26 protein-coding genes and 1 tRNA gene are annotated in these 22,709 nt (G+C 71.7%); 24 read left to right on the top strand and 3 right to left on the bottom strand.

Going from position 1 to position 22,709, the window contains the following annotated elements; translation table 11 throughout:
• Positions 1-75 precede the first annotated feature (75 nt).
• From ACTZQ5_RS12950 to ACTZQ5_RS12935, 4 genes are all read left to right on the top strand, one after another.
• The gene (locus tag ACTZQ5_RS12950; RefSeq protein ID WP_443585605.1) at positions 76-507 is read left to right on the top strand and encodes a DUF6456 domain-containing protein; all 432 of its coding nucleotides are present in this window, start codon (positions 76-78) and stop codon (positions 505-507) included.
• 67 nt (positions 508-574) lie between these two features.
• Positions 575-1,531, top strand: coding sequence for a diaminopimelate epimerase (dapF, locus tag ACTZQ5_RS12945; RefSeq protein WP_443585604.1), 957 nt, complete (start codon positions 575-577; stop codon positions 1,529-1,531).
• A 107-nt stretch (positions 1,532-1,638) separates the two neighbouring features.
• The gene (locus ACTZQ5_RS12940) at positions 1,639-1,836 is read left to right on the top strand and encodes a hypothetical protein (protein ID WP_443585603.1); all 198 of its coding nucleotides are present in this window, start codon (positions 1,639-1,641) and stop codon (positions 1,834-1,836) included.
• 85 nt (positions 1,837-1,921) lie between these two features.
• The gene (locus ACTZQ5_RS12935; protein WP_443585602.1) at positions 1,922-2,215 is read left to right on the top strand and encodes a hypothetical protein; all 294 of its coding nucleotides are present in this window, start codon (positions 1,922-1,924) and stop codon (positions 2,213-2,215) included.
• Positions 2,216-2,452: 237 nt separating this feature from the next.
• Here the strand turns inward: ACTZQ5_RS12935 and ACTZQ5_RS12930 are convergent, their stop codons facing one another.
• Positions 2,453-3,166, bottom strand: coding sequence for a PAS domain-containing protein (locus ACTZQ5_RS12930; RefSeq protein WP_443585601.1), 714 nt, complete (start codon positions 3,164-3,166; stop codon positions 2,453-2,455).
• Between the two features lie 285 nt (positions 3,167-3,451).
• Between ACTZQ5_RS12930 and ACTZQ5_RS12925 the strand changes: the two genes are divergently transcribed.
• From ACTZQ5_RS12925 to ACTZQ5_RS12840, 18 genes are all read left to right on the top strand, one after another.
• Positions 3,452-4,009: a hypothetical protein gene (locus tag ACTZQ5_RS12925; protein WP_443585600.1), complete on the top strand. Its 558-nt coding sequence runs from the start codon at positions 3,452-3,454 to the stop codon at positions 4,007-4,009.
• Positions 4,006-5,337, top strand: a complete 1,332-nt coding sequence (locus ACTZQ5_RS12920; protein ID WP_443585599.1) for a DNA-packaging protein — start codon at positions 4,006-4,008, stop codon at positions 5,335-5,337. The genes ACTZQ5_RS12925 and ACTZQ5_RS12920 overlap by 4 nt, the downstream gene beginning before the upstream one ends.
• A 43-nt stretch (positions 5,338-5,380) precedes the next feature.
• Positions 5,381-6,484: a phage portal protein gene (locus ACTZQ5_RS12915; RefSeq protein WP_443585598.1), complete on the top strand. Its 1,104-nt coding sequence runs from the start codon at positions 5,381-5,383 to the stop codon at positions 6,482-6,484.
• Complete coding sequence (locus ACTZQ5_RS12910) at positions 6,481-6,789, top strand: DUF6127 family protein (protein ID WP_443585597.1); 309 nt, start codon at positions 6,481-6,483, stop codon at positions 6,787-6,789. The genes ACTZQ5_RS12915 and ACTZQ5_RS12910 overlap by 4 nt, the downstream gene beginning before the upstream one ends.
• Entirely contained in the window at positions 6,786-7,148 is a 363-nt protein-coding gene (locus ACTZQ5_RS12905; RefSeq protein ID WP_443585653.1) for an HK97 family phage prohead protease, read from the top strand. Before ACTZQ5_RS12910 ends, ACTZQ5_RS12905 begins: the two co-directional genes overlap by 4 nt.
• Positions 7,149-7,267: 119 nt before the next feature.
• The gene (locus ACTZQ5_RS12900; protein WP_443585596.1) at positions 7,268-8,269 is read left to right on the top strand and encodes a phage major capsid protein; all 1,002 of its coding nucleotides are present in this window, start codon (positions 7,268-7,270) and stop codon (positions 8,267-8,269) included.
• Between the two features lie 84 nt (positions 8,270-8,353).
• A complete protein-coding gene (locus ACTZQ5_RS12895; RefSeq protein WP_443585595.1) occupies positions 8,354-8,815 on the top strand; it encodes a head-tail connector protein in 462 nt (153 codons plus the stop codon).
• Entirely contained in the window at positions 8,812-9,216 is a 405-nt protein-coding gene (gene gp17 / locus ACTZQ5_RS12890) for a tail completion protein gp17 (protein ID WP_443585594.1), read from the top strand. The genes ACTZQ5_RS12895 and gp17 overlap by 4 nt, the downstream gene beginning before the upstream one ends.
• 13 nt (positions 9,217-9,229) lie before the next feature.
• Complete coding sequence (locus ACTZQ5_RS12885) at positions 9,230-9,637, top strand: phage major tail protein, TP901-1 family (protein ID WP_443585593.1); 408 nt, start codon at positions 9,230-9,232, stop codon at positions 9,635-9,637.
• Positions 9,634-9,972 carry a gene transfer agent family protein gene (locus ACTZQ5_RS12880; protein ID WP_443585592.1) on the top strand — a complete coding sequence of 113 codons (339 nt, stop codon included), beginning with the start codon at positions 9,634-9,636 and terminating at the stop codon, positions 9,970-9,972. Before ACTZQ5_RS12885 ends, ACTZQ5_RS12880 begins: the two co-directional genes overlap by 4 nt.
• Positions 9,969-10,169 (top strand): phage tail assembly chaperone, encoded by a 201-nt coding sequence (locus tag ACTZQ5_RS12875; protein WP_443585591.1) that lies wholly within the window; start codon positions 9,969-9,971, stop codon positions 10,167-10,169. Before ACTZQ5_RS12880 ends, ACTZQ5_RS12875 begins: the two co-directional genes overlap by 4 nt.
• The gene (locus ACTZQ5_RS12870) at positions 10,162-10,701 is read left to right on the top strand and encodes a tail tape measure protein (RefSeq protein ID WP_443585590.1); all 540 of its coding nucleotides are present in this window, start codon (positions 10,162-10,164) and stop codon (positions 10,699-10,701) included. Before ACTZQ5_RS12875 ends, ACTZQ5_RS12870 begins: the two co-directional genes overlap by 8 nt.
• 112 nt (positions 10,702-10,813) lie before the next feature.
• Positions 10,814-13,078, top strand: a complete 2,265-nt coding sequence (locus ACTZQ5_RS12865) for a DUF2460 domain-containing protein (RefSeq protein WP_443585589.1) — start codon at positions 10,814-10,816, stop codon at positions 13,076-13,078.
• Complete coding sequence (locus ACTZQ5_RS12860; protein WP_443585588.1) at positions 13,075-13,872, top strand: phage/gene transfer agent baseplate hub protein; 798 nt, start codon at positions 13,075-13,077, stop codon at positions 13,870-13,872. Before ACTZQ5_RS12865 ends, ACTZQ5_RS12860 begins: the two co-directional genes overlap by 4 nt.
• Positions 13,873-14,273: 401 nt before the next feature.
• Positions 14,274-16,451, top strand: a complete 2,178-nt coding sequence (locus tag ACTZQ5_RS12855) for a GTA baseplate fiber-binding domain-containing protein (RefSeq protein WP_443585587.1) — start codon at positions 14,274-14,276, stop codon at positions 16,449-16,451.
• A gap of 2 nt (positions 16,452-16,453) precedes the next feature.
• Positions 16,454-16,957: a DUF2793 domain-containing protein gene (locus tag ACTZQ5_RS12850; protein WP_443585586.1), complete on the top strand. Its 504-nt coding sequence runs from the start codon at positions 16,454-16,456 to the stop codon at positions 16,955-16,957.
• Positions 16,958-17,071: 114 nt separating this feature from the next.
• Positions 17,072-18,196, top strand: coding sequence for an OmpA family protein (locus tag ACTZQ5_RS12845; RefSeq protein ID WP_443585585.1), 1,125 nt, complete (start codon positions 17,072-17,074; stop codon positions 18,194-18,196).
• Between the two features lie 296 nt (positions 18,197-18,492).
• Positions 18,493-19,794: a UDP-glucose dehydrogenase family protein gene (locus tag ACTZQ5_RS12840; RefSeq protein ID WP_443585584.1), complete on the top strand. Its 1,302-nt coding sequence runs from the start codon at positions 18,493-18,495 to the stop codon at positions 19,792-19,794.
• Here the strand turns inward: ACTZQ5_RS12840 and ygfZ are convergent.
• Positions 19,773-20,501, bottom strand: coding sequence for a CAF17-like 4Fe-4S cluster assembly/insertion protein YgfZ (gene ygfZ / locus ACTZQ5_RS12835; protein WP_443585583.1), 729 nt, complete (start codon positions 20,499-20,501; stop codon positions 19,773-19,775). The genes ACTZQ5_RS12840 and ygfZ overlap by 22 nt on opposite strands.
• A gap of 80 nt (positions 20,502-20,581) precedes the next feature.
• Here ygfZ and pyrC point away from each other — a divergent pair, with 80 nt between their 5' ends.
• Entirely contained in the window at positions 20,582-21,619 is a 1,038-nt protein-coding gene (gene pyrC, locus ACTZQ5_RS12830; RefSeq protein ID WP_443585582.1) for a dihydroorotase, read from the top strand.
• Between the two features lie 34 nt (positions 21,620-21,653).
• On the opposite strand, the gene ACTZQ5_RS12825 is transcribed toward pyrC, so the two are convergent.
• On the bottom strand, positions 21,654-22,430 hold the full coding sequence (locus ACTZQ5_RS12825; protein ID WP_443585581.1) for a DUF1134 domain-containing protein: 777 nt from the start codon (positions 22,428-22,430) through the stop codon (positions 21,654-21,656).
• A 178-nt stretch (positions 22,431-22,608) separates the two neighbouring features.
• Here ACTZQ5_RS12825 and ACTZQ5_RS12820 point away from each other — a divergent pair.
• Positions 22,609-22,698: transfer RNA gene (locus ACTZQ5_RS12820), tRNA-Ser, on the top strand.
• Positions 22,699-22,709: the final 11 nt, after the last annotated feature.

Below are 22,709 nucleotides of genomic sequence, written 5' to 3'. Positions count from 1 at the left end.
CCGTTGCGGTTATTTCACTGTCCTACATACCTGCCGTTTTGGCAAGCCCCGCGCCGATTCGGAGCGGAGGCAGATATGCGCGAACTGGTTGAGCGGCGGACAGGCGCGGGGCGGAGCGTGACGGTGAACGCCGCGGAATCGCCGCTGACATGGCTGAAGGCGCGCGGGCTGGTCGACGCGCGGCAGTTCGAGGCGGGCGAGCGGCTGCGCGGCGATTACGAGACGGCGGCGCTGGGACCGCGGGTGACGATGCGCTGGTCGGCGCGGGTGGATGGCGGCGCGGCGGGCGGGCTCGACCCGATGAGCGCGCAGATCGCGGCCAAGCGGCGCTTCGACGACGCCATGGCGGCGGCGGGCGGCGGCCTGGCCGATATCTGCTGGCGCGTGATCTGTGCGGGCGAGGGATTGCCGGCGGCGGAGAAGGGGCTGGGCTGGCCAGCACGGGCCGGGCGGCTGGTGCTGACGCTGGCGCTGGATCGTTTGGCCGACCATTATCGTTTGCCGTGACCGGGCGTGCGGGTGTATCGGCGCCGCAAGACGAGAACATAAGCGGGCCATCGGTCCCGCATGCAGGATGAGTGACGTGCGCTTCGACTTCGTGAAATGCCATGGTTCGGGCAACGACTTCCCGTTGATCGACGCGCGCGGCATCGCGCTGTCGGACGGGGAGTGGGCGAAGGTGGCGCGGGCGCTGGCCGACCGGCGCGGGCCGGTGGGCGGTGACGGGCTGCTGCTGCTGGGCCAGGGCGCCGGCGATGCGGCCTTTTCGATGCGGATGTTCAACGCGGACGGCAGCGAGGCGGAGACGTGCCTCAACGGGCTGCGCTGCGTGGCGCGCATGGGGTTCGAGGCGCTGGGCATCGACGCCGCCCGCGTGAGCCTCAAGACGTCGGAGGCGGAGGCGGTGCGCGACGCCGATCTGGCGCCGGGCGTCTATACGGTGCGCGAGACGGCGGGGCCGGCGGGCCTGGATGTCGCCGCATGGCCGCTGGAGGCGGGCGCCGAGCGGATCGTCGATGCGCCGGTGCCGCCGCTGGGATCGGACCGGCGCTTCACGGCGGTGGCGATGCCCAACCCGCATCTGGTGGCGTTCGTCGACAGGGTCGACGAGGCGGAGTTGGTGGCGGTGGGCGAGGCCTGCGAGGCGGCACCGGCGTGGCTGCCCAACCGCGCCAACGTGTCCTTCGTCGAGGTGCGCGGGGAACAGGCGCTGTTCGTGCGGACCTTCGAACGCGGCGTGGGGCTGACCGACAGTTGCGGCAGCGCGATGGCGGCGTCGAGTTTCGCCGCCTGCCTGACCGGGCGGCTCGGCTATGATGCGCCGATCACCGTGTTCAACGCCGGCGGGCTGGTGCGCGCGACGGTGGGTCGCGATGCCATGGTCAGCCTGTCGGGCAATGCGACCTGGGAATGGTGGGGGTCGATCGAGGTCGACCTGGCGCGGGCGCGGGCGGGCGACCTGACGGTGGAGGCACATGCCGATGCCGAGATCGCCGCCTGGGCCGCGCTGGCAGATGCGGCCAGCCGGTAGCGGCCACCGCCGGACCACGACCACCCCGTTTCATCCATAATCCAGATGATGGCGACGACCGGCCCGACCGGCCAGTGTCGCCGGATCGATTGCAGAAGCCCATGACGATGCCGGACGACAGCACCTATTTCTACGAGCGCGCGGAAACCGAACTGGAACTGGCGCAGCGCGCCACGCACCCGTTGGCGGTGAGGGCGCATTACATCATCGCCAACCATTATCTCGACCGCTGCTACGGCGGCGGTGCGCAGGGCGCCGCGGCGGCGGGACCGGCGCAGGACGGCGAGGATCCCGCGATCGGCTGAGGCCGGGTCGGCCATGCAGTGAACCGCGACGCCGTCCGTTCGTTGAACGGGCGGACGCTAATGCGTGAGCACGGGAGTCGCGAGCATGGGAATCGCGAACAAGGACGGGATCGGCGCTGGCGCGGGCGCCACGGACGACGACCTGCAATTCCGGCAGGACGGCAAGCTGTACCCGGTCGGCCAGGCGCTGCGCCGGACCTATGATGCCGACAATCATGCGACGTTGAGCCAGGACGTCACCGGGCTGATGCTCGACCTGGCGAGGGTGCCGTTCGAACCGCACGAGTTCGAGCCGCCGTTCGCCCCGCCGCGGCCGATGCCGCGCCCCGGCCTGTTCGCGCGGGTGCGCCGGGCGCTGCATCGCGGGCGTGAGGGGTAGGGCATCGCGTGGGGTTCAGTGTAGCGGTACGCGACGCGCGCTGTTTCCGGGGGTGATCACATAGGGGGCAGCCTTTTACCTCCGTCATGTCGGACTTGGTCAGGCATCCACCGTGCCGCACACCGATAGGCTGTTGATGCGCGGCGCGGCGGACCCCGGACCAAGTCCGGGGTGACGACGAATAGCGGGAGGGCATTCCCCTTCACGCAGAGCCGGCACCCGCCACGCCGTGCCGGTTCAGGCGGGGACGAGCGAGCCCTGGATCACGGCGACGAGCGCGCCGAAGATCGCCTCGATCATCGCCAGCGCGCGCGGGGTGAGGCGGACGGGGGAGTGCGGCTCGATCGGGCCGGGCAGTTCGCATTCCACGAAGCCCGCATCGTCGAGTGCGATCAGCCAGCGCTGGGCCAGCGGCCAGGAGACGGCGATGCGCGTGGCGAGGTCGCCGGCCCGGACGGTGCGCGCCTCCGCCTCGGCGACATAGGTGAGCAGCAGCAGCTCCGTGGCGGGATTGCCGATCAGCGATTCGCCGAAGGCGCGCTTGCCGCCGTCGATCGCCTGCAGCAGCAGGCGTGCCATCTGCCATTGCGCCTCGACGGTGGATGGCTGGCCGGCGCCGTCCGGCAGCGGGCGGCAGGTGACGGCGAGCTGGCCGCCGTGGGCACCGCCGGCAGGCCCGATCCGCGAGACGTAGACGTTGACCCATACCGGGCCGCCCTGCGCACGCTGGTGGCGCAACGTGGCGGATACCGTCTGCCCTTCGCGCCAGACGCGCTGGAGCAGGGCGGCGCCGGCGCTGCGATCGTCGGGGTGCAGCGTGTCGAGCGCGGAGCGGCCGACGAGGGCGACATCGGAATCACCGAGCAGCGCCGCATAGCTGTCGTCCAGCGCGAGAATGGCGAGATCGTGCCCGATCAGCGCATGCGAGACCGGTCCTGCTGCGGGGTGCATGTTGATGGTCTGCCCTGTTCGGATGCCGCTGGCGCGAACGTGGTAACGTTCACACACAGCGCATCATAGGACAGGGCTTTTCACGTATGGCGGCGCGGGCTGTCAAGCGCCGCTACGGCGTCGCAATATCGGCTTGATAATCTATAACCAGATAGGTTCATTGTTCTTGACATCGTCACGCTCTTTGGGTACATAACAGGAACGCTGAAGAATTGCGAGTCGGGACGGGGATCGGTGAGGCGCCGGTGTTCGCCGACCGGAACGTCTTTGCAGATCGGGGGGACGATGACCGACGGGGAGAGGATCGCCGGGGCGGAGGATGACGCCTGTGCGGATGCGGGGCCGTCGCGGCGGGGGGCACGTGCGCCGGTGAAGTGGGTGCGGTGGAACGCACCGATGCGCGACGCCTTTTTCGCGCACCTTGCGGGCAGCTGCAACGTCGCGGCGTCGGCGGCGGCGATCGGGCTGAAGCCGTCGCAGGTGCATCATCGCCGCCGCACCAGCAAGGCCTTTGCCGCAGCCTGGGCGGACGCGCTGGAGGCGGGCTACCAGCTGCTGGAGACGCGGCTGCTCGGCTATGTGCTGGCCGGCGGTGGCGGCGGCACGATCGCACCCGACGATGCCCAGGCGCTGGGGCCGCTGGACTGGGAGGGGGCGATCAAGCTGTTCACTATCCACAAGGCACGGCGGGAGGGGCGCGGCAAGCCGACCGGTCCGGCGCCGAAGACGGCGACGCGCGAGGAGAGCGATGCGGTGATCCTGCGCAACCTGGCCGCGCTGGCAGCAGGGAAGCGGCCGGCGCCGGAGGGCGTCGCGGACGGCGACGCGGGAGGGCAGGCATGACGGCGGGCGGACGCGATATCCTGGCGGAACTGGCGGCGATGCCGGAGGCCGAGCGGGGGACGTTCCTGCGCCGGCTGACCCCGGCGATCCGCCGCGAACTCGCCGAACGCTGGGAGGGCGGCTGGGCGCGGGCGGGGCAGGTGGCGCCGGCGGGCGACGACTGGCGGATCTGGCTGATCCGGGCGGGGCGCGGGTTCGGCAAAACGCGCGCCGGGGCGGAATGGGTGACGGGGATCGCCGCCGCCGATCCGCGGGCGGCGATCGCGCTGGTCGGGGCGACCGCCGCCGACGTGCGCCGCGTGATGATCGAGGGGCCGAGCGGGCTGCGCGCGGTCGCCAAGACGGGGCGGACGCCGCGCTATGTGATGGGGCGGGGCGAGGTGCGCTGGCCCAACGGGGCGATCGCCTACGTCTATTCGGCGGATGCGCCCGAGCAGTTGCGCGGGCCGGAACATAGCGCCGCCTGGTGCGACGAGCTCGCCAAGTGGCGGCGCGGCGATGCCGCCTGGGACAATCTGATGATGGGCATGCGGCGCGGGACCCGGCCGCGCGTGCTGGTGACGACGACACCGCGGCCGACGAACCTGATGAAGCGCGTGCTGCGGGCGAAGGGACTGGTCGAGACGCGCGGAGCGACGCGCGACAATCCGTTCCTGCCGCAGGCGTTCGTCGACCATGTCGAGGACAGCTACGGCGGCACGCTGCTGGGGCGGCAGGAGCTGGAGGGCGACATGGTCGAGGACCTGGCCGGCGCCTTGTGGTCGCGGGCCGGGCTGGAAGCGTGCCGTGCGCCGGTGCCCGCGGGGCTGGTACGGGTGGTGGTGGGTGTCGATCCGCCGGCCGGCGCGATCGAAGAAGGCGGAGGCGGCGATGCCTGCGGGATCGTCGCGGTCGGGCTGGACGGCGACGGCATCGGCTATGTGCTGGCGGATGCGAGCGTCGCTGCGGCATCGCCGGAGGGCTGGGCGCGGGCGGTTGCGGGTTGCGCCGCGCAACATGGCGCCGACCGGGTGGTGGCGGAGGCCAACCAGGGCGGGGCGATGGTGCGTTCGGTCCTGCTCGCCGCGGACGTGTCGCTGCCGCTGACGCTGGTGCGGGCGAGCCGCGGCAAGGTGGCGCGGGCCGAGCCGGTCGCGACGCTCTACCAGCGCGGGCGGATGCGGCACGGCGGCCGCTTCGAGGCGCTGGAGGACGAGATGTGCGGGCTGGTCGCCGGCGGCGGCTATCAGGGGCCGGGGCGCTCGCCCGATCGCGCCGATGCGCTGGTGTGGGCGGTGACCGAGCTGATGCTCGGCCCGCGCGGCGTGGCGGCGGTGCGGCGGCTGTAGCGCTGCCGCGTCGGTCGGCAGGACAGGATTTCGGGAGATCATCATGCGGTTGTTCGGGTGGAAAGGCCCGCGCGAAGGCGCGCGGCCGGCTTTGTCGCGGGGTGGCGCGGGCGTGGCGCTGGGCGAGTGGCCGCAATCGTACGAGGCGCAGGTGCGGGCGGGCTTCGTCGGCAATGCCATCGCCCAGCGTGCGGTGAAGCTGGTGGCGGAAAGCGTCGCGACCGCGCCGGTGACGGCGAGCGATCCCGCGCTGGCGGCGCTGGTCGCGGCGCGATCGGGCGGGCAGGTGCTGCTGGAAAGCGTGGCGGCGCAGCTGCTGCTGCATGGCAATGCCTATGTGCAGGTGCTGCGCGACGGCGAGGGCGGGGCGGCGGCGCTCTATGCGCTGCGGCCCGAGCGGGTGGCGGTGGAGGTGGATGCCGCCGGCTGGCCGACCGCCTATCGCTACCAGGTCGGCGAGCGGCGGGTGCGGCTGGATGCCGAGGGGCCGCGGCCCGACGTGGTGCATATCCGCAGCTTCAATCCGGTCGACGACCATTATGGCATGGGGTGCCTGGGCGCGGCGTCGGGCGCGGTGGCGGTGCACAATGCGGCGGGCAAGTGGAACAAGGCGCTGCTCGACAATGCGGCGCGGCCGTCGGGAGCGCTGGTCTACGACCCGGGCGACGGCGCGGCGCTGTCGGCCGACCAGTTCGAGCGGTTGAAGGCGGAGATGGAGGCGGGCTTTGCCGGAGCGGGCAATGCCGGGCGGCCGATGCTGCTGGAAGGCGGGCTGAAGTGGCAGGCGCTGTCGCTGAGCCCCGCCGACATGGATTTCGTTGGGCTGAAGGCGGCGGCGGCGCGTGAGATCGCGCTCGCCTTCGGCGTGCCGCCGATGCTGCTCGGCCTGCCGGGCGATGCGACCTACGCCAATTACCGCGAGGCGAACCGGGCGCTGTGGCGGCTGACGGTGCTGCCGCTCGCCGGCACGATCCTGACGGCGCTGGCGCAGGGGCTGGCGGGCTGGTTCGAGGGCGCGAGCCTGGCCGTCGACCTCGACCGGGTGCCGGCGCTGGCGGAGGACCGCGAGCGGCTGTGGGCGAGCGTGGCGGCGGCGGACTTCCTGTCGGTGGAGGAGAAGCGCGCGATGGTGGGGATCGGAGCATGAGCGGTGGCGAGGTGCTGGCGCAGCTGATGGCGCAGGGCGCGCGCGAGGGCGCGGACCTCGCGACGATGCGCGGGATCGCCGAGGAGGCGGGGGAATTGTCGGCGACGCGGGCGCTGATGCGGCTGGGGCTGGCGGACGAGGCGGCGCGGGCCGACCTTGCCGAGCTGCGCGAGCTGCTGGGCGCGTGGCGCGATGCCAAGCGGTCGGCGTGGCAGGCGGCGGCGGGCTGGTGCGTGCGGCTGGCGGGCGCGCTGCTGCTGACCGGGCTGGCGGTGAAGCTGGGGTTCGGCGCGTGGCTGAAGTGAGGTTCGCGGGCTATGCCGCGCTGTTCGACCGGGCCGATCGCGCGGGCGACGTGTTCCGGGCGGGCGCCTTTGCCGGCGCGGCGATGGTGCCGCTGCTGTGGCAGCATCGCGGGCGCGCGGTGGGGCGGATCGTGACGCTGGCCGAGGATGCGCGCGGGCTGCGCATCGAAGGCGTGGTGGACGATCCAGAGGCGGCGGCGCTGGTCGCGGCGCGCGGGGTGGACGGGCTGTCGGTGGGATATCGGCCGGTCGCGGTGCGGCAGGGCGCGCGGCGCGAGCTGCTGCGCGTGGCGCTGGCCGAGGTGAGCCTGGTGGCGGTGCCGATGCAGCCGGGTGCGCGGATCGATGCGATCGGCTGACGCTGCTGGATAGCGGCGGGCGGTCGCGAGCGACATCGCCTGGGGCTGCCCCTCCACCAGCTGCGCTGGTCCCCCTCCCCGTGCCGGGGAGGATTTGGTTTCAACATGAGGAGACGATGATGGACGTGGTCGAGAGGCCGGCGCTGGATGGCGCGCGCGTGGAGCGGACGGATGGAGCCTTTCAGGGCTTCGTGCGGCAGGGCGTCACGCTGGAGATGAAGGCATTCACCGGGGTGGCGGGCGATGCCGGCGGCTATGCGGTGCCGCGCGAGATCGATGCGGAGATCGCGCGGGTGCTGACCGACGCATCGCCGATCCGCAGCATCGCGCAGGTGGTGACGGTGGGGTCGGCGGGATATCGCAAGCTCGTCACCACCGGCGGCACGCCGTCGGGCTGGGCGGCGGAGACGGGGCCGCGGCCGGAAACCGCGACGCCGGTGTTCGCCGAGCTGGTGCCGCCGATGGGCGAACTCTACGCCAATCCGTCGGCGAGCCAGGCGATGCTGGACGATGCGGCGTTCGACGTCGAGGCGTGGCTGGCGGGCGAGATCGCCGCGGAATTCGCCAAGGCGGAAGGCGCGGCGTTCGTCAACGGATCGGGGGTGAACCGGCCCAAGGGGTTCCTGAAGGCGCCGACCTCCACCGCGCGCGACGGCGCGCGGGCATTGGGGACGCTGCAATATCTGCCGTCGGGCACGGCGGGCGATTTCGGCGCTGCACCGGACGAGCGGCTGATCGACCTGGTGCAGAGCCTGCGCGCGCAATATCGGCAGGGCGCGAGCTGGGTGATGAACGCCGCGACGCTGGCGCGAATCCGCAAGTTCAAGACCGATGACGGCATGCCGCTGTGGCAGGCGAGCCTGGCGGCGGGGCAGCCGGCGACGCTGCTCGGCTATCCGGTGGTCGAGGCGGAGGACATGCCCGATATCGGCGCCGATGCCTGCGCCATCGCCTTCGGCAACTTCCGGCGCGGCTATCTGATCGCCGAACGGGCCGAGACGGCGATCCTGCGCGATCCCTACAGCAACAAGCCGTTCGTCGGCTTCTACGCCACCAAGCGGGTCGGCGGCTGCGTCGCGGACAGCGAGGCGATCAAGCTGATGAAGTTCGCGGCGGCGTGATCGGGCGCGGTGCCGGCGTTTGGCGCCGGCACCGCCCTTCGCACAGGAGACAACAGGAGACAGGGGCCTATGGGCGGGGCGGCGATGCCGACCGCGGCGGTCGCCGGAGCGGCGGGCGCGGCGGCGGCCTATTTGCGGATCGGGGAGGCAGGCGATGCGGTGCTGCTGCGGGCGGCGGGGACGGCGCTGGCGCTGGCGGAGGCGTTTTGCGGGCGCGTGCTGATCGCGCGCGACTGGGAGGAGGCGCTGGATGCGGCGGCGGGCTGGCAGCGGCTGGCGGCGGTGCCGGTGCGATCGATCGCGATGCCGGTGGAGGATGGCGCGATCGACATCGATGCCGATGGCGTCGGACGGGTGCGGGTGAGCGTGGCGACGCGGGTGCGCTATTCCGTCGGACTGGCGGCGGAGTGGGCGGCGCTGCCCGAACCGGTGATGCAGGGGGTGGTGCTGCTCGCCGCGCATCTGTTCGAGCATCGCGAAGGGGGGCTGGGGCCGCCGGCGGCGGTGGCGGCGCTGTGGCGGCCGTACCGTCGGCTTCGGCTGTGAGTGCGGGCACGGTGCTGCACGCGGCGGTGGTGCAGCGGCTCGGCGGGATCGGGCGCGTGTTCGATGCGCCGCCGGCGCGGGTGTTCGATGCGCCCCCGGCGCGGGCTGCGCCTCCCTTCGTGGTCGTCGACGATCCGATCCTCGCGGCGGGGGATGCGGCGGGGGTGGCGGGGCGGACGGGGACGGTGGCGGTCGCGTGCATCGATACGGGGCTGTCGCCGGTGCGGGTGCGGGCGCTGCTGGCGCGGGTGGAGGCGGCGCTGGCCGACATGCCGGCGGACCTCGGCGGCGGCTGGCGGGTGACCGCGCTGCGCCTGGCACGCAGCCAGGTGGCGCAGGGCAGGGGCGAGCGCTGGGTGGCGAGCAGCGTGTTCGCGGTGCGGATGTACCGGATCAACTGAAAGGAGAGAGGCAATGGCGGTGGAGAAGGGCAGTGCGTTCCTGCTGAAGGTGGGGGACGGCGCGCAGGTGCCGGCGTTCGCGACGGTGGCGGGACTGCGCACGACGCAGCTGAGCGTCAACGGCGAAGCGGTGGTGGTGACCAACAAGGATTCGGGCGGCTGGCGGCAGCTGCTGTCGGGCGCGGGCGTGCGCAGCGTCAGCGTTTCGGGGGCGGGCGTGTTCACCGGCTCCGCCGCCGAGGCGCGGATCAAGGCAAGCGCGCTGTCGGGTGCGATCGACGATTACCGGCTGAGTTTCGAGGGCGGCGACAGCATGACCGGGCGGTTCCTGGTGACGCGGCTGGACTATGCCGGGGATTTCAACGGTGAGCGGTCCTATACGCTCAGCCTGGAAAGCTCCGGCCCGGTGGTGGCGGCATGAGCGGCGCGGCGGATGTGCCCGCGGCCCCTGCAGCCAATCCCGCGCGGGGCGAGTGCGCGGTGCGGGTGAATGGCTGCGACCTCGCGCTCAGGCCGTCGTTCCAGGCGCTGGTGGCGGCGGAGGCGGAGCTAGGATCGCTGTTCGACCTGGTCGAGCGGGCGGCGTCGGGGAAGCTCGGCATCGGCGAACTGGTGACGCTGTTCTGGCACTGCCTGCGCGAGATCCCGGAGGGGATCACGCGCGAGCGGTTCGGCGAGGCGCTGATCGCGGCGGGCCTGGCGCGGCTGACGCCGGTGCTGCGGGTGCTGCTCGGCCAGATCCTGGGCGGGCGGTGAGCGGCTTTGCCGAGGCGGCGGTGCGCGCGGCCGGAGCGGCTGGGGCGGCGCTGAGCTGGAGTCCCGATGCCTTCTGGCGGGCGACGCCGGCCGAACTGAGGGCGGTGGTGGAGGCGGTGCGCGGGGAGGGCGGGGCGACGCCCCCGCCCGACGCCGCGACGATCGCCGCGATGCGGGAGGCGTTTCCGGATGGATGAGGTGGATCGGATGGCGGTGGCGGTGCGCGCCGACACGGCGGGCTTCGCGCGCGACGTGGAGGCGATGCGCGGCACGCTCGAGGGGGCGCTGGGCGCCGGGGCCGAGCGCGCGGGGCGGTCGATCGAGGCGGCGCTGCTGCGCGCGACGCGATCGGGGAAGCTGGGTTTCGACGATCTCAAGGCGGTGGCGCTGGGCGTGCTGGCGGATATCGCCCGTGCGGCGGTGCGGGGCGGCGTGGGGGCGGCGACCGGCGGCGGATCGCTGGCGGGCGCGCTGATCGGGCTGCTCGGCCTGCCCGGGCGGGCGACCGGCGGGCCGGTGGCGCCGGGGCGCGGCTATGTGGTCGGCGAGCGCGGGCCGGAATTGTTCGTGCCGATGGCGAGCGGGCGGGTGGAGCCGGCGGTGGCGGCGATGGCGCGCGACGTGCGCGTGTCGATCACCGTGCAGGCGGGCGCAGGGGAGGCGCCGGCGGCGTTGCAGCAGTCGAGCCGGCAGGTGGCGCGGGCGGTGAAGGCGGCGTTGGAGGGGTGAGCGTGTGTGGTGGAGCGGCGGCCGGCGTTTTCGCCCGGGGCTGCCCCTCCACCACCCCGCTTTGCGGGGTGGTCCCCCTCCCCGTGCCGGGGAGGAATTCGGGGAGATTGGTATGGCGCATTGGCTGTGTTCGCGGCGGGCGGGGCAGGTGGAGGGGGTGGTGAGCCGCTTCGACCCGCGGTTCTGGACGGTCAATTTCCCGCGGCCGATGATGGCGGCGGCGACCAATCCGGCGGCGGACGGCCTGCGCGTCGATGCGGTGTTCTACAAGCGGGACGACCTTGCCGGGTTGATCTGGGACGCGGAGGACCGGTTCGACCATCCGCTGCTCGGCTATGCCACCGACCGCGATTTCCGGGGGTGCCGGTTGCGCTTTCGCTGGGAATCGGCGGGGATCAAGCCGCTGGATGCGGTGAACGGGCCGACGCTGACGATCGAGGGGCGCGATGCGGCGGGCCGGCCGCGGGCCTGGTACGTGCGGTTGTGGAACTATGCCGTCGGCAAGCCCCAGGATGCGGTGGTGACGCTCGATTTCGCGGCGCTGTCGGGCGGGTTCCTGCTGCCGGGCGAGGCCGATCCGGTGTGGGCGGGCGATGTCGACCGGATGTTCGTATCGCTGGTCGCCCCCGATTACGATGGCAGCGCGCTGCCGCTGCCGGCGCCGCAGGAGGGCTGGGTCGCGATGTCCGGCATCGCGTGCGAGGGGCCGGGCGCGGTGCTGGCCATCGGCGATGCGGTGCTGCCCGAGCAGGGCTGCCAGATCGCGGGCGGCTATGACGACAGCTACAACCTGACGCCGGCACGGTTGCTGCGCAATGCGCTGCACCTCGGCTATCGCGGCGCGATCACCCATTATGTGGGGATGAGCCATTACTTCCGGCTCCAGGCGCTGGGCGGCGGCTTCTACGTCAGCCTGGCGGGCGGCGTGCTGAACGTCGCCTGCGCGGCGTGGCATCGCGACTTCGCCGAACGCGCCAAGGCGCTCGGCTATGCGGTGATCTGGTCGCTGAGCTACGAATTGTTCGACGCGCATTGCTGGAACGACTGGAAGCAGCGCGCGGCCGATGGCGCCCCGGCGCTGACCGGATGGGAGCCGCCCTCCACCTTGCTGTCGCCGGCGCATGAGGGCGCGATGGCCTATCTGCGCAGCGTCGCGGCGGCCTTCGTCGGGATCGGTGCGGAGGCCGGGCTGGCGCCGCATTTCCAGGTCGGCGAGCCCTGGTGGTGGACGATGCCGGACGGGCGGCCGTGCCTGTACGACGCGGCGGCGGTGGCGGCCTTCGCGCCGGTGCCGATCGCGAGCCTGCGTGCGCCGCTGGATGCGGCGCAATGCGCGACGCTCGACCGGGCGGGCGCGGCGCTGGCGGCCTCCACGGCGGCGCTGACCGCGGCGGTGAAGGCGGCGCATCCGGCGGTGACGACCTATCTGCTGACCTACCTGCCGACGGTGCTCGACCGGGCGGCACCGGAGGCGAAGCGCGCCAACATGCCGGTCGGCTGGGCCTCGCCCGCCTTCGATGTGCTGCAACTGGAGGATTACGACTGGGTGACGGAGGGCGACACCGTGTCGACCGCGCGCGGCGTCGCGGCGGCGGAGGCGCGGCTCGGCTATCCGGCGGCGCGGCAGCAATATCTGTCGGGCTTCGTGCTGCGGCACGACCAGCGCGGGCAATGGACGCGGATCGAGGCGGCGGCGGTGACGGCGCGCCGGCGTGGGGTGCAATCGGTGGTGCTCTGGGCCCTGCCGCAGGTGATGCGCGACGGTTTCGTGCGGTTCGAGGGGGACGGGGCGATGCAGGATTACGACGACGTGCTGTTCCCGCTAGCCTTGGGGCGCGAGGCGGAGGTGGCGCCGGCCTTTTCCACCGCGATCCTGACCGCGGCGGGCGGCGCGGAGCAGCGCAGCGCCGGCTGGGCGGAGGCGCGCACCAGCTACGATGTCGGGCCGGGCGTCCGGTCGGAGGCGGACATCGCGATGCTGCTCGCCTTCTTTCGCGCGCGGATGGGGCCGGCGCGGGCGTTTCGCTTGCGCGATCCCTTCGATGCGGCCGGGATGGACGAGGCGCTCGGCACCGGCGACGGCGCGACGCGACGCTTCCCGCTCGTCCGCCATTACGGCGCGGCGGTGCGGCGGATCGTGCGGCCGGTGGCGGGCAGCGTGCGCGTGCGCGTAGACGGGATCGCGACGCAGGGGTTCGCGGTGGAGGCGGAGGGCGTGGTGGTGCTGGACCAAGCGCCGGCGGCGGGCGCGCGGGTGACGGCGAGTTTCACGTTCGATGTGGTGGTCCGCTTTGCCGAGGACCGGCTGCGGGTGCAGCGTTCGACGTTCCTGGCCGGCGAGGCGGTGTCGGTGCCGCTGATCGAGGTGCGCGGGTGAGCGCGGTCAACTGTGTCGCATTGTGCTGGCGGATCGAACGGCGCGATGGCGTCGCGATCGGGCTGACCACGCATGACCGCGATCTGGAGGTCGACGGCCTGATCCATCGCGCGGCGCCGGGCATGACGCCCTCTGCGATCGAGCGATCGGGTGGGCTCGACGCCGATACGATGGACGTGCGCGGCGGGTTGAGCAGCGCGGCGATCGACGAAGCGGATCTGCTGGCCGGGCGCTGGGACGGTGCGCGCGTGACGCTGTTCGCAGCGGACTGGGACACCGGCGTGGTGATCGCCGGGCTGGGTGAGGGGCGGATCGGTGCGGTCGAGGTGGGCGAGGCGGGCTTCACCGCGGAACTCGCCGGCGCCAGCGGCGACCTTGCGCGGCCGGTGGTGGAGGATACGTCCGCCGAATGCCGCGCCGAACTGGGCGATCGGCGATGCCGGGTGGCGCTGGGGACGCGCCGGCGGTTCGCGCGGGTGCTGGGCGTCGAGGGGCAGGAGGTGACGCTGGATACGGCAGAGCCGGTGGCGGGCGCCTATGCCGGCGGCACGCTGCGCTGGTTCGGCGGCGCGAATGCCGGGCTGACCCAGGCGGTGGACGGATCGGCGGGCATGCGGGTGATGCTGCGCGCGCCGCCGGCGTTCGCGGTGGTGGCGGGCGCGCTGGTGGAGCTGGTCGAGGGGTGCGACAAGAGTTTCGCCACCTGCCATGCGCGGTTCGGCAATGCCGCCAATTTTCGCGGCGAGCCGCATCTGCCGGGTATCGACCTGCTGACCCGTTACCCCGGTGGCTGAGCGGCCGGCAGGGGAGGCGGTCGCTGCGGCGGCGCTGGCGCTGGTCGGCGCGCCGTTCCGGCTGCACGGCCGGGCGGCGGCGAGCGGGCTCGACTGTATCGGGGTGATCGCGGCGGCGCTGCGCGCGGCAGGCTGGAGGGGCACGGTGCCCAGTGGCTATCCCTTGCGCGGCGGCGATGGCGCGGCGGTGGCGGCGCGGTTCGATACGCATCTGGCGCGCGGTGACGGCATGGCGGCAGGCGATGTGCTGCTGATGCGGACGGGGCCAGGGCAACTGCATGGCGCGGTTCGGACGGCGGACGGCTTCGTCCACGCCGACGCCGCGCTGCGGCGGGTGGTGGAGCGACCGGGCGCGCCCGAGTGGCCGCTGATCGGCGCATGGCGATTTGAGGGAGGGATGGATGGCGACGCTGGTGCTGACCACGGTCGGGCGGGTGATCGGCGGGCCGATCGGCGGCGCGCTGGGGGCGCTCGCCGGGCAGGCGATCGATGCGCGGCTGTTTCGCGGGGCGGCACGCGACGGGCCGCGGCTGACCGAACTGGCGGTGCAGACGTCGAGTTACGGCACGCCCATCCCGCGGCTGTTCGGCACGATCCGGGTGGCGGGCACGGTGATCTGGTCGACCGACCTGATCGAGACGCGGACGACGAGCCGCGCCGGCAAGGGGCAGCCGGGCACCAACACCTATAGCTACAGCGCGTCGTTCGCGGTGGCGCTGTCGGCGCGGCCGATCCTGGGCGTGCGGCGGATCTGGGCGGAGGGCAAGCTGTTGCGTGGGGCGGGTGGCGACTGGAAGGCGCGCACCGGGTTCCGGCTCCACCTGGGGGGTGAGGACCAGGCGGTGGATCCGCTCATCGCCTCCGCCATGGGGACGGCGCCGGCGTATCGCGGCATCGCCTATGCGGTGTTCGAGGGGCTGGACCTTGCCGACTATGGCAATCGCATTCCGTCGCTGACCTTCGAGGTGCAGGCCGATGCGGGCGCGGTGGCGAGCGGCGCGATCGCCGCGGCGCTGGCGGACGAGTTGCAGGCCGACGGCATCGCGGCGGGTGGCGCGGGCACGATGATCGAGGGGTTCGCCGCCGCGGGAGCGAACGTGCGGGGCGTGCTCGATACGCTGACGGCGATCGACGGCGGCTGGTGGCAGGCGGACGGCGCGCGGCTGGTGCGGCGGAGCGATGCCGGGGCGGCGCGGATCGTCGCGGATGCCGGTGTCGGCGCGGGGCGGCCCGGCCGACGCGGCGTGCGGGCTATCGCGGCGGCGGCGGGCGTGCCGCGCGAGGTGACGGTGGCGCACCACGATCCGGCGCGGGATTATCAGATCGGCGTGCAGCGCGCGCGCCGGCCGGGCGCGGGCGAGCGGATCGACCGGGTCGAACTGCCCGCCGTGCTGGGCGCCGCCGCCGCCAAGGGCGTGGCGGCGGCGTTGCTGGCGCGCGGCGAGGCGGAGCGGACGCACCGCCGCATCACGCTGGGGATCGACGGCCTGGGTATCGCGCCGGGCGAGATCGTCGGCATCGCCGGCGAAGCGGGGCGCTGGCGCGTCGCAGCCAGCAGCGTCGAGGTGATGGTGACGACGCTGGACCTGGTGCCGCTGACCCGCGCGCCATTGCCGGTGCCGGCGAGCAGTGGGCAGGTGATCGCCGCCCCCGATCGCCGGATCGGACGGACACGGCTGGTCGTCGGTGAATGGCCGGGGCTGGAGGCGGCGGCGCTCTCCGGACCGCGGGTGAGCGTGATCGCCAATGGCGAGGGCGCCGGCTGGCGGCAGGCGGCGCTGCTCTACAGCCTGGATGACGGCGCGAGCTGGACGGCAGCGGGGGCGACCGCCGCCCCTTCCGTGCTGGGGCGGGTGGTGGAGCCGCCCGCGGCCGCGTCGCCGCGACTGGTCGATCGGCGCAGCCGGCTGGTGGTGAGGCTCGACCGGGACGACATGATGCTGGGCGATGCCGATTCGGTGAGCCTGGCGCGCGGAGAGAACCTGGCACTGGTCGGCGACGAGCTGATCCAGTTCGGGCGGGCCGAGCCGTTGGGCGATGGCCGCTGGGCCGTGTCGGATCTGCGGCGTGGCCTACGGGGCAGCGAGGCGGCGATCGGGGGGCAGGCGGCCGGCGCGCGTTTCGCGGTGATCGAACGGGGCGCCGTCGCGACGATCGACCTGCCGGCGGCGGCGATCGGGCGGCGTCTGCGCATCCTGGCGAGCGGGATCGGCGATGCGGATGCGCCGGCGGAGGCGGCGATGACCGTCACCGGTGCCTCCGTCGCGCCGCCCGCACCGGTCCATGCCGCCGTACGGATCGAGGCGGATGGCGCGCTCGCCGTCAGCTGGACGCGACGCAGCCGCAGCGGCTGGGCGTGGGTCGACGGAGTGGATGCGCCGCTCGGCGAAGAGGCGGAGGCGTATCGGCTGACGTTGGAAGCCGCCGACGGCACGGTGCGGACGATCGAGACGGTGGTCCCTGCCGCACGCATCCCGGCGGCGGATCGCGGATCCGGACGCACGACGATCGAGATCGTGCAGCGCGGCACGATCGCGGTGTCGCCGCCGGCGATCCTGACCCTGGACGATGGAGCATGACGATGACGGACGATACGACGGCGCGATTCGGCTTGCCGCTGCTCGCCGCGGGGCAGGCAGGCAAGGAACTGACGCACAATGAGGCGCTTGCCCGGTTGGAACTGCTGGTTCAGCCGGCGGTGGTGGCGCTCGGCGTCAACCTGCCGCCAGAGGTGCCGAGGATCGGCGAATGCTGGGTGGTCGGCACCGATCCGGGCGGCGCATGGGCGGGGCATGCAAATGCGCTGGCAGGCTGGACGGCGGGCGGCTGGCGGTTCGCCGCGCCGGTGGAGGGGCTTGGCGGATGGTGTGTTTCGTCTGCAAAGCCAATAGCTTACCACAATGGTCTGTGGCAGGAAGGTGACGTGTCCTGCGCGCGGGTCGTGATCGGCGGGCAGCCGGTGGTGGGGTCCCGTGCCGCTGCCATCGCCGATCCCGCAGGGGGCGGCGTGGTCGACGATGCGGCGCGCACGACGCTGGCGGCGATCCTCTCCGCCATGCGGCAGCACGGGCTGATCGCACGCTGAGCCGGGGTGTGGCATCCTTGCCACAGAGGCGATCTTTTGTGCGCTTGCGTGGAAACCATCGCTCAGATAGTGAGTTTGCGCTGTCCGTAGTGACACTCAAGAAAGGGGACTTCTATGCGGAAGCTTGCCGTCGTTCTGGCACTGGCCTCCACCGCACTCGCCACTCCCGCCCTCGCCCGCGACAAGTCGTGGTACGTCGGCATCGAAGGTGGTGCGATGATCGTCGAAGACATCAACTATGACATCGGCAACACGTCGCGCGCCGCCACGGTCGACCACGACTATGGCTATGACGTCGATGGCACGATCGGCTACGATTTCGGCGGTTTCCGCGTCGAAACCGAAGTCGGCTATCGTAGCGCGACCGTCGATGGCTACACCTCGACCGTCACCACCCCGGCCTATCTGTCGACCGGTGCGCTGAGCAACGCGGCGGCGGGTAGCTACAACTATGCCGGCGGTCGTACCTCGGCGCTCAGCTTCATGCTGAACGGCCTGCTCGACTTCGGTGAAGACGACGGCATCCAGGGCTTCGTCGGCGGCGGTGTCGGCGTGGCGCGCGTCAAGGCGAACTACCAGCTGAACACCCGTGGCAACTTCGTCGACGATTCGGACACCGTGTTCGCGTGGCAGGGCCTCGCCGGTATCCGTGCACCGCTGACCGACCATATCGACGCGACGCTGAAGTATCGCTTCTTCAACGCCGACAACGTCAAGCTGGTCGACGTGACGAACCGGACCTTCGACGGCCGCTTCCGTTCGCACAGCATCCTGGGCGGCATCACGTACAACTTCGGTTCGCCGACTCCTCCGCCGCCGCCGCCGGCTCCCCCGCCCCCGCCGCCCCCGCCGCCGCCGCCGGTCGAGCCCGTCGCTCAGCCGCCCGTGTGCTCGCCGGGACCGTTCATCGTGTTCTTCGAGTGGAACAAGTCGGACATCACGCCGGAAGCGGCGTCGATCCTCGACAACGCGGTCAGCCAGTACCAGAGCTGCGGCAATGCGCAGGTCCAGGTCGCCGGCTTCACCGACACCTCGGGTACCGCGAAGTACAACGTCGGCCTGTCGCAGCGCCGTGCGGATGCCGCCAAGGCTTACCTCACGTCGCACTCGATCCCCGAGGGCGTGGTCACGACCGAGGCGTTCGGCGAAACCCGTCTGCGCGTGCAGACTGCCGATGGCGTCCGCGAAGTGCAGAACCGTCGCGTGGAAATCACCTACGGTCAGGGCGCTGGTCAGTAAGACCAGTTTCCTCTTCGGAAACGAGAATTGGGGAGGTCGGTGCAAACCGGCCTCCCTTTTTCGTGTGCGGCATGAATGATCGTCGGGCGTGATGGCGGCGTGATCGGCTGTCTCGGCAGCGGCGGCGCACTGGAGTGCGCCGGCGCTCGATCGGTTTCCCTGGCGTGCGCCAATTCGGCACGATCAACCCACGATCTCGCCGGTACGGCTGATCGTATGGGTGACGGAAAGCTGGCAATCGTCGGCTGTTAGATTAGAGAGCGCTGCTTCGGGCTTTCAATCGCCAAGAGGTATCGATGCGCATCACGATGATCGGTTCGGGTTATGTCGGCCTGGTGTCCGGCGCCTGCTTTGCCGATTTCGGGCATGAGGTGATCTGCGTCGACAAGGACGAGGGCAAGATCGCCGCGCTGAAGGCGGGGCGGATGCCGATCTACGAACCGGGCCTCGAGGCGCTGGTGGCGACCAATGTCGCGGCGGGCCGGCTGACCTTCACCACCGATCTCGCCGCCTCGGTTGCGGGCGTCGATGCGGTGTTCATCGCGGTCGGCACGCCGTCGCGGCGCGGTGATGGCCATGCCGATCTGTCCTACGTCTTCGGCGCGACCGAAGAGATCGCCGCCGCGGTCACGGGGCCGACCGTCGTGGTGACCAAGTCGACCGTTCCGGTCGGCACCGGCGACAAGGTCGAGGCGATCCTGCGCGAGAAGCGTCCGGACGTGAACGTGCAGGTCGTCTCCAATCCCGAATTCCTGCGCGAAGGCGCCGCGATCGGCGACTTCAAGCGCCCCGACCGCATCGTCATCGGCACCGACGACGAGGAGGCGCGGCGTGTGATGCGCGGCGTCTACCGGCCGCTCTACCTCAATGAATCGCCGATCCTGTTCACCGGCCGGCGCACGTCCGAACTCATCAAATATGCCGCCAATGCGTTCCTCGCGACCAAGATCACCTTCATCAACGAGATCGCCGATCTGTGCGAGGCGGTGGGCGCCGACGTGCAGGATGTCAGCCGGGGCATCGGCCTCGACAACCGCATCGGCAAGAAGTTCCTGCACGCCGGGCCGGGCTATGGCGGATCGTGCTTCCCCAAGGATACGCTGGCGCTGCTCAAGACCGCCGAGGATTTCGAAAGCCCGGTGCACATCGTCGAGGCGGTGGTGAAGGTGAACGACAGCCGCAAGCGGGCGATGGGGCGCAAGGTGCTGCACGCGCTGGGTGCCGAGCCCAAGGGCAAGACGGTCGCGCTGCTCGGCCTGACCTTCAAGCCCAACACCGACGACATGCGCGATGCGCCGTCGATCGCGATCGCGCAGGCGCTGGCCGATGCCGGCGTGACGGTGCGCGCCCATGATCCCGAAGGGATGGAGGCAGCCCGCCGATCGATGCCCGACCTCGATTATCGCAAGGACGCGTACGACGCGGCCGAGGGTGCGGATGCGGTGGTGATCGTCACCGAATGGGATGCGTACCGCGCGCTCGACCTCGCCAAGCTGAAGGCGGCGATGGCGGCGCCCGTGCTGGTCGACCTGCGCAACGTCTATCGTCGCGACGAGGTGGAGGGCGCCGGCTTCGCCTATACCGCGGTCGGACGCTGATCCCCGGCGAGGGCCGCGGATAGCCACGTCGGGCAGAGTGCATCGCCGAGGGCGTCGACCCGGCGATGTTCCACCATCACCCCCAATGCGGGATAGACGGCGCGCGTCCGATCCCCCGCCGGCGCGATCGGCGCGACCACCAGCCGGCGGTTGACCTTGGCGCGGTGATGCATGCGGGCGGTGTTCTCCTGCCCGATGTAGCAGCCCTTGGTGAAGCTGACGCCGCCAAGCTCGCGCGCGTTGCATTCCAGCCAGAGCGTCTCGCCATTGCCGAGTTCGCCGATGCCCTCGGTGACGCCGAGGGCCAGGCGATGTGCGAGCCAGCCGGTCGCGGCATCGGCGGGCGGTGCGATCCAGCGCCGCCCCAGGTCGGCCAGCCGCGGGTCGGCGACGCCCTGCGTGCCCGCAGGTGACCAATGAACCGCGAGCGTCGGATCGACCGCGATCGTGATCGCGCGCCGCAACCGGTAGAGGCTGAGCCGGCGGACGAGCGCGTCCGCCTGCGTCGCCTCGCAATCCAGCAGCAGATCGCCGCCGGCCTCCCAGACCAACAGGTCGAACACTGCCTTGCCTTGCGGCGTCAGCAGGGCCGCCCACACGGGCAGGGGGCCGCCGACGTCGTTGGTCAGGAGGCCCTGCAGGAAGCCGCGGACATCCTCTCCGGACAGGCGGACGATCGCGCGATCGATGAGCGTGGTGGCGGTCATCCGCCCAAACTAGGCCGCGCGGCCCGATTTCCAAGTGCGTCATGCTGGCGGCGCGGCCATGCGGACGATAGGGAGGACGCATGACCGAGCGCCTGACCATCCGCCGCCCCGACGACTGGCACGTCCACCTGCGCGACGGCGCCATGCTGCAGGCGGTGGCGGGCTTCACCGCGCGCCAGTTCGCCCGCGCGATCATCATGCCCAACCTGACGCCGCCGGTGACCGATGTCGCCGCAGCGGAGGCCTATCGCGACCGCATCCTCGCGGCCTTGGGCGAGGGGGCGGACTTCACGCCGCTGATGACCTGTTACCTGACCGACGACAGCGATACCGAGGCCATCGCGGCCGGGCATGCCGCAGGCGTCTTCACCGCCTGCAAGCTCTACCCGGCGCATGCGACCACCAATTCCGCGCATGGCGTGACGGATATCCTGAAGCTGACGCGCGTGCTGGAAACGTTGCAGCGGATCGGCATGCCGCTGCTGATCCATGGCGAGGTGACCGATCGCAGCATCGATATCTTCGATCGCGAGGCGGTGTTCGTCGAGCGGGTGCTGACGCCGCTGACCCGCGACTATCCGGCGCTCAAGATCGTGCTCGAACATATCACCACGGCGGAGGCGGCCGCCTTCGTGACCGAGGCGGCGCATCCGATCGCGGCGACGATCACGCCGCAGCATCTGCTCATCAACCGCAATGCGCTGTTCGACGGCGGCTTGCGTCCGCATGCCTATTGCCTGCCCGTGCTGAAGCGCGAGACGCATCGGCTGGCGGTGCGGCGTGCGGCGGTATCGGGCAGCCCGCGCTTCTTCCTGGGCACGGACAGCGCGCCGCACGTCGTCGGCGCCAAGCAATCGGGCTGTGGCTGCGCCGGCATCTTCAACGCGCCCCATGCGCTGGAGGCGTATCTCAAGGTGTTCGAGGAAGAGGATGCGCTGGACCGGTTCGAAGGCTTCGCCTCCGAACACGGCGCGCGCTTCTACGGCCTGCCGCTGAACGAAGGCACGGTGACGCTGGTGCGCGGCGCGGCCGAAGTGCCGGCACGGATCGGCGAAGGCGACACCGCGGTGGTGCCGTTCATGGCCGGCGAGACGCTGGCATGGCGGTTCGAGGGGTGACGCGGGGCGGCCAAACCGGCCGCTTAGGCGCCCCCTAGAAGGGCAGCCATTTCGCCTTGTGCGTGAACTTCATATAGCCGACGTTGACGCCGGCACGGTAGCCGACGCCGAGCCGGATCGGGATCAGCACCACATTGCCGCGCCGCAGATAGGTCGCGGCAAAGCCGCCGACGAGGTATAGCCGTCCTTCGGCCGCCGGGAAGCGATGGAACAGCTCTTCGGTGTCGTAGAGATTGTAGACCAGCACGAACACCTTGTTGGCATCGCCGCCGACGTCGAAGCCGATCGACGGACCCGTCCAGTAGACGGGTTGCTGCCCTTCGACCTTGTGGCTCATCACCCCCGAACCGTAGCGCAGGCCGACGACGAACGCGCCCGCCGCCTCGCGCCCGGCGATATAGGCATTGGGCTGGCCCTGATCCTTCAGGACCTTTTCGAGGATGCCGGCAAGGCCGGCTGCGCCCTTGCCGAACACGCCTTCGCCGGCGGCGAGCAGATCCTCGCGCTGGTAGGTTTCGGCGGCGCGGCTCGTCGCCTCGGCGCGCGCCTGCTGCTGGGCGGGCGACGCCTGCGCCGGAGCCTGTTCGAAACCCGGAGCGGGGGTGTCGGCGCGATAGGCGGGTGCGGAGGATGCCGGTGCGGTCGATCGCGGCGCCGGGGCGGTCGCTGTGGCGCGCGGCGTCGGCCGGCTCCGCGCAGGCGTGGCGAGGTCGCCGTCGATCGCCTGGTTGGGATCGATCGTCGTCACCTGCGCAGGCGCGCTTCCCGCGAGCAGAGCCGCCAAAGCCATGCCGAAACCCAACACTCGCATGCAATCCCCCTTCGATGCGCCGCCCATGCGGGACCGACGCCGGCGCCGAGTTAACCATCGGCGCGCTTGCCGGGCAATGAACGAACGCCGGTGCGCCTCGATTTTACGTCGGGTGACATGCGCGAGGCCGGTTGATCGTCCCGCCGACCCCCGCTATAGCGCCACCTCTGCCGCATCCGGAGACGTGGGTGAGTGGCTGAAACCAACGCTTTGCTAAAGCGTCGTACGGGAAACCGTACCGAGGGTTCGAATCCCTCCGTCTCCGCCATCATGCCGCAT

The organism is Sphingomonas cellulosilytica (assembly GCF_052321755.1).
Lineage (GTDB): Bacteria > Pseudomonadota > Alphaproteobacteria > Sphingomonadales > Sphingomonadaceae > Sphingomonas.
The sequence above is the reverse complement of the archived record's forward strand: the minus strand, read 5'-3'. Positions and strand labels throughout refer to the sequence as shown.

Excerpts from the sequence above, each read along its gene's own strand:
- ACTZQ5_RS12935 (WP_443585602.1), top strand. The coding sequence starts at position 1,922 with ATGGGAATCGCGAACAAGGACGGGATCGGCGCTGGCGCGGGCGCCACG.
- ACTZQ5_RS12870 (WP_443585590.1), top strand. The coding sequence starts at position 10,162 with ATGGATGAGGTGGATCGGATGGCGGTGGCGGTGCGCGCCGACACGGCG.
- ACTZQ5_RS12895 (WP_443585595.1), top strand. The coding sequence starts at position 8,354 with ATGCCGACCGCGGCGGTCGCCGGAGCGGCGGGCGCGGCGGCGGCCTAT.
- ACTZQ5_RS12885 (WP_443585593.1), top strand. The coding sequence starts at position 9,230 with ATGGCGGTGGAGAAGGGCAGTGCGTTCCTGCTGAAGGTGGGGGACGGC.
- ACTZQ5_RS12940 (WP_443585603.1), top strand. The coding sequence starts at position 1,639 with ATGCCGGACGACAGCACCTATTTCTACGAGCGCGCGGAAACCGAACTG.
- ACTZQ5_RS12845 (WP_443585585.1), top strand. The coding sequence starts at position 17,072 with ATGCGGAAGCTTGCCGTCGTTCTGGCACTGGCCTCCACCGCACTCGCC.
- ACTZQ5_RS12915 (WP_443585598.1), top strand. The coding sequence starts at position 5,381 with ATGCGGTTGTTCGGGTGGAAAGGCCCGCGCGAAGGCGCGCGGCCGGCT.
- pyrC (WP_443585582.1), top strand. The coding sequence starts at position 20,582 with ATGACCGAGCGCCTGACCATCCGCCGCCCCGACGACTGGCACGTCCAC.
- ACTZQ5_RS12950 (WP_443585605.1), top strand. The coding sequence starts at position 76 with ATGCGCGAACTGGTTGAGCGGCGGACAGGCGCGGGGCGGAGCGTGACG.
- ACTZQ5_RS12825 (WP_443585581.1), bottom strand. The coding sequence starts at position 22,430 with ATGCGAGTGTTGGGTTTCGGCATGGCTTTGGCGGCTCTGCTCGCGGGA.
- ACTZQ5_RS12865 (WP_443585589.1), top strand. The coding sequence starts at position 10,814 with ATGGCGCATTGGCTGTGTTCGCGGCGGGCGGGGCAGGTGGAGGGGGTG.
- ACTZQ5_RS12880 (WP_443585592.1), top strand. The coding sequence starts at position 9,634 with ATGAGCGGCGCGGCGGATGTGCCCGCGGCCCCTGCAGCCAATCCCGCG.
- ACTZQ5_RS12900 (WP_443585596.1), top strand. The coding sequence starts at position 7,268 with ATGGACGTGGTCGAGAGGCCGGCGCTGGATGGCGCGCGCGTGGAGCGG.
- ACTZQ5_RS12910 (WP_443585597.1), top strand. The coding sequence starts at position 6,481 with ATGAGCGGTGGCGAGGTGCTGGCGCAGCTGATGGCGCAGGGCGCGCGC.
- ygfZ (WP_443585583.1), bottom strand. The coding sequence starts at position 20,501 with ATGACCGCCACCACGCTCATCGATCGCGCGATCGTCCGCCTGTCCGGA.
- ACTZQ5_RS12850 (WP_443585586.1), top strand. The coding sequence starts at position 16,454 with ATGACGGACGATACGACGGCGCGATTCGGCTTGCCGCTGCTCGCCGCG.
- ACTZQ5_RS12925 (WP_443585600.1), top strand. The coding sequence starts at position 3,452 with ATGACCGACGGGGAGAGGATCGCCGGGGCGGAGGATGACGCCTGTGCG.
- ACTZQ5_RS12920 (WP_443585599.1), top strand. The coding sequence starts at position 4,006 with ATGACGGCGGGCGGACGCGATATCCTGGCGGAACTGGCGGCGATGCCG.
- dapF (WP_443585604.1), top strand. The coding sequence starts at position 575 with ATGAGTGACGTGCGCTTCGACTTCGTGAAATGCCATGGTTCGGGCAAC.
- ACTZQ5_RS12855 (WP_443585587.1), top strand. The coding sequence starts at position 14,274 with ATGGCGACGCTGGTGCTGACCACGGTCGGGCGGGTGATCGGCGGGCCG.
- ACTZQ5_RS12930 (WP_443585601.1), bottom strand. The coding sequence starts at position 3,166 with ATGCACCCCGCAGCAGGACCGGTCTCGCATGCGCTGATCGGGCACGAT.
- ACTZQ5_RS12840 (WP_443585584.1), top strand. The coding sequence starts at position 18,493 with ATGCGCATCACGATGATCGGTTCGGGTTATGTCGGCCTGGTGTCCGGC.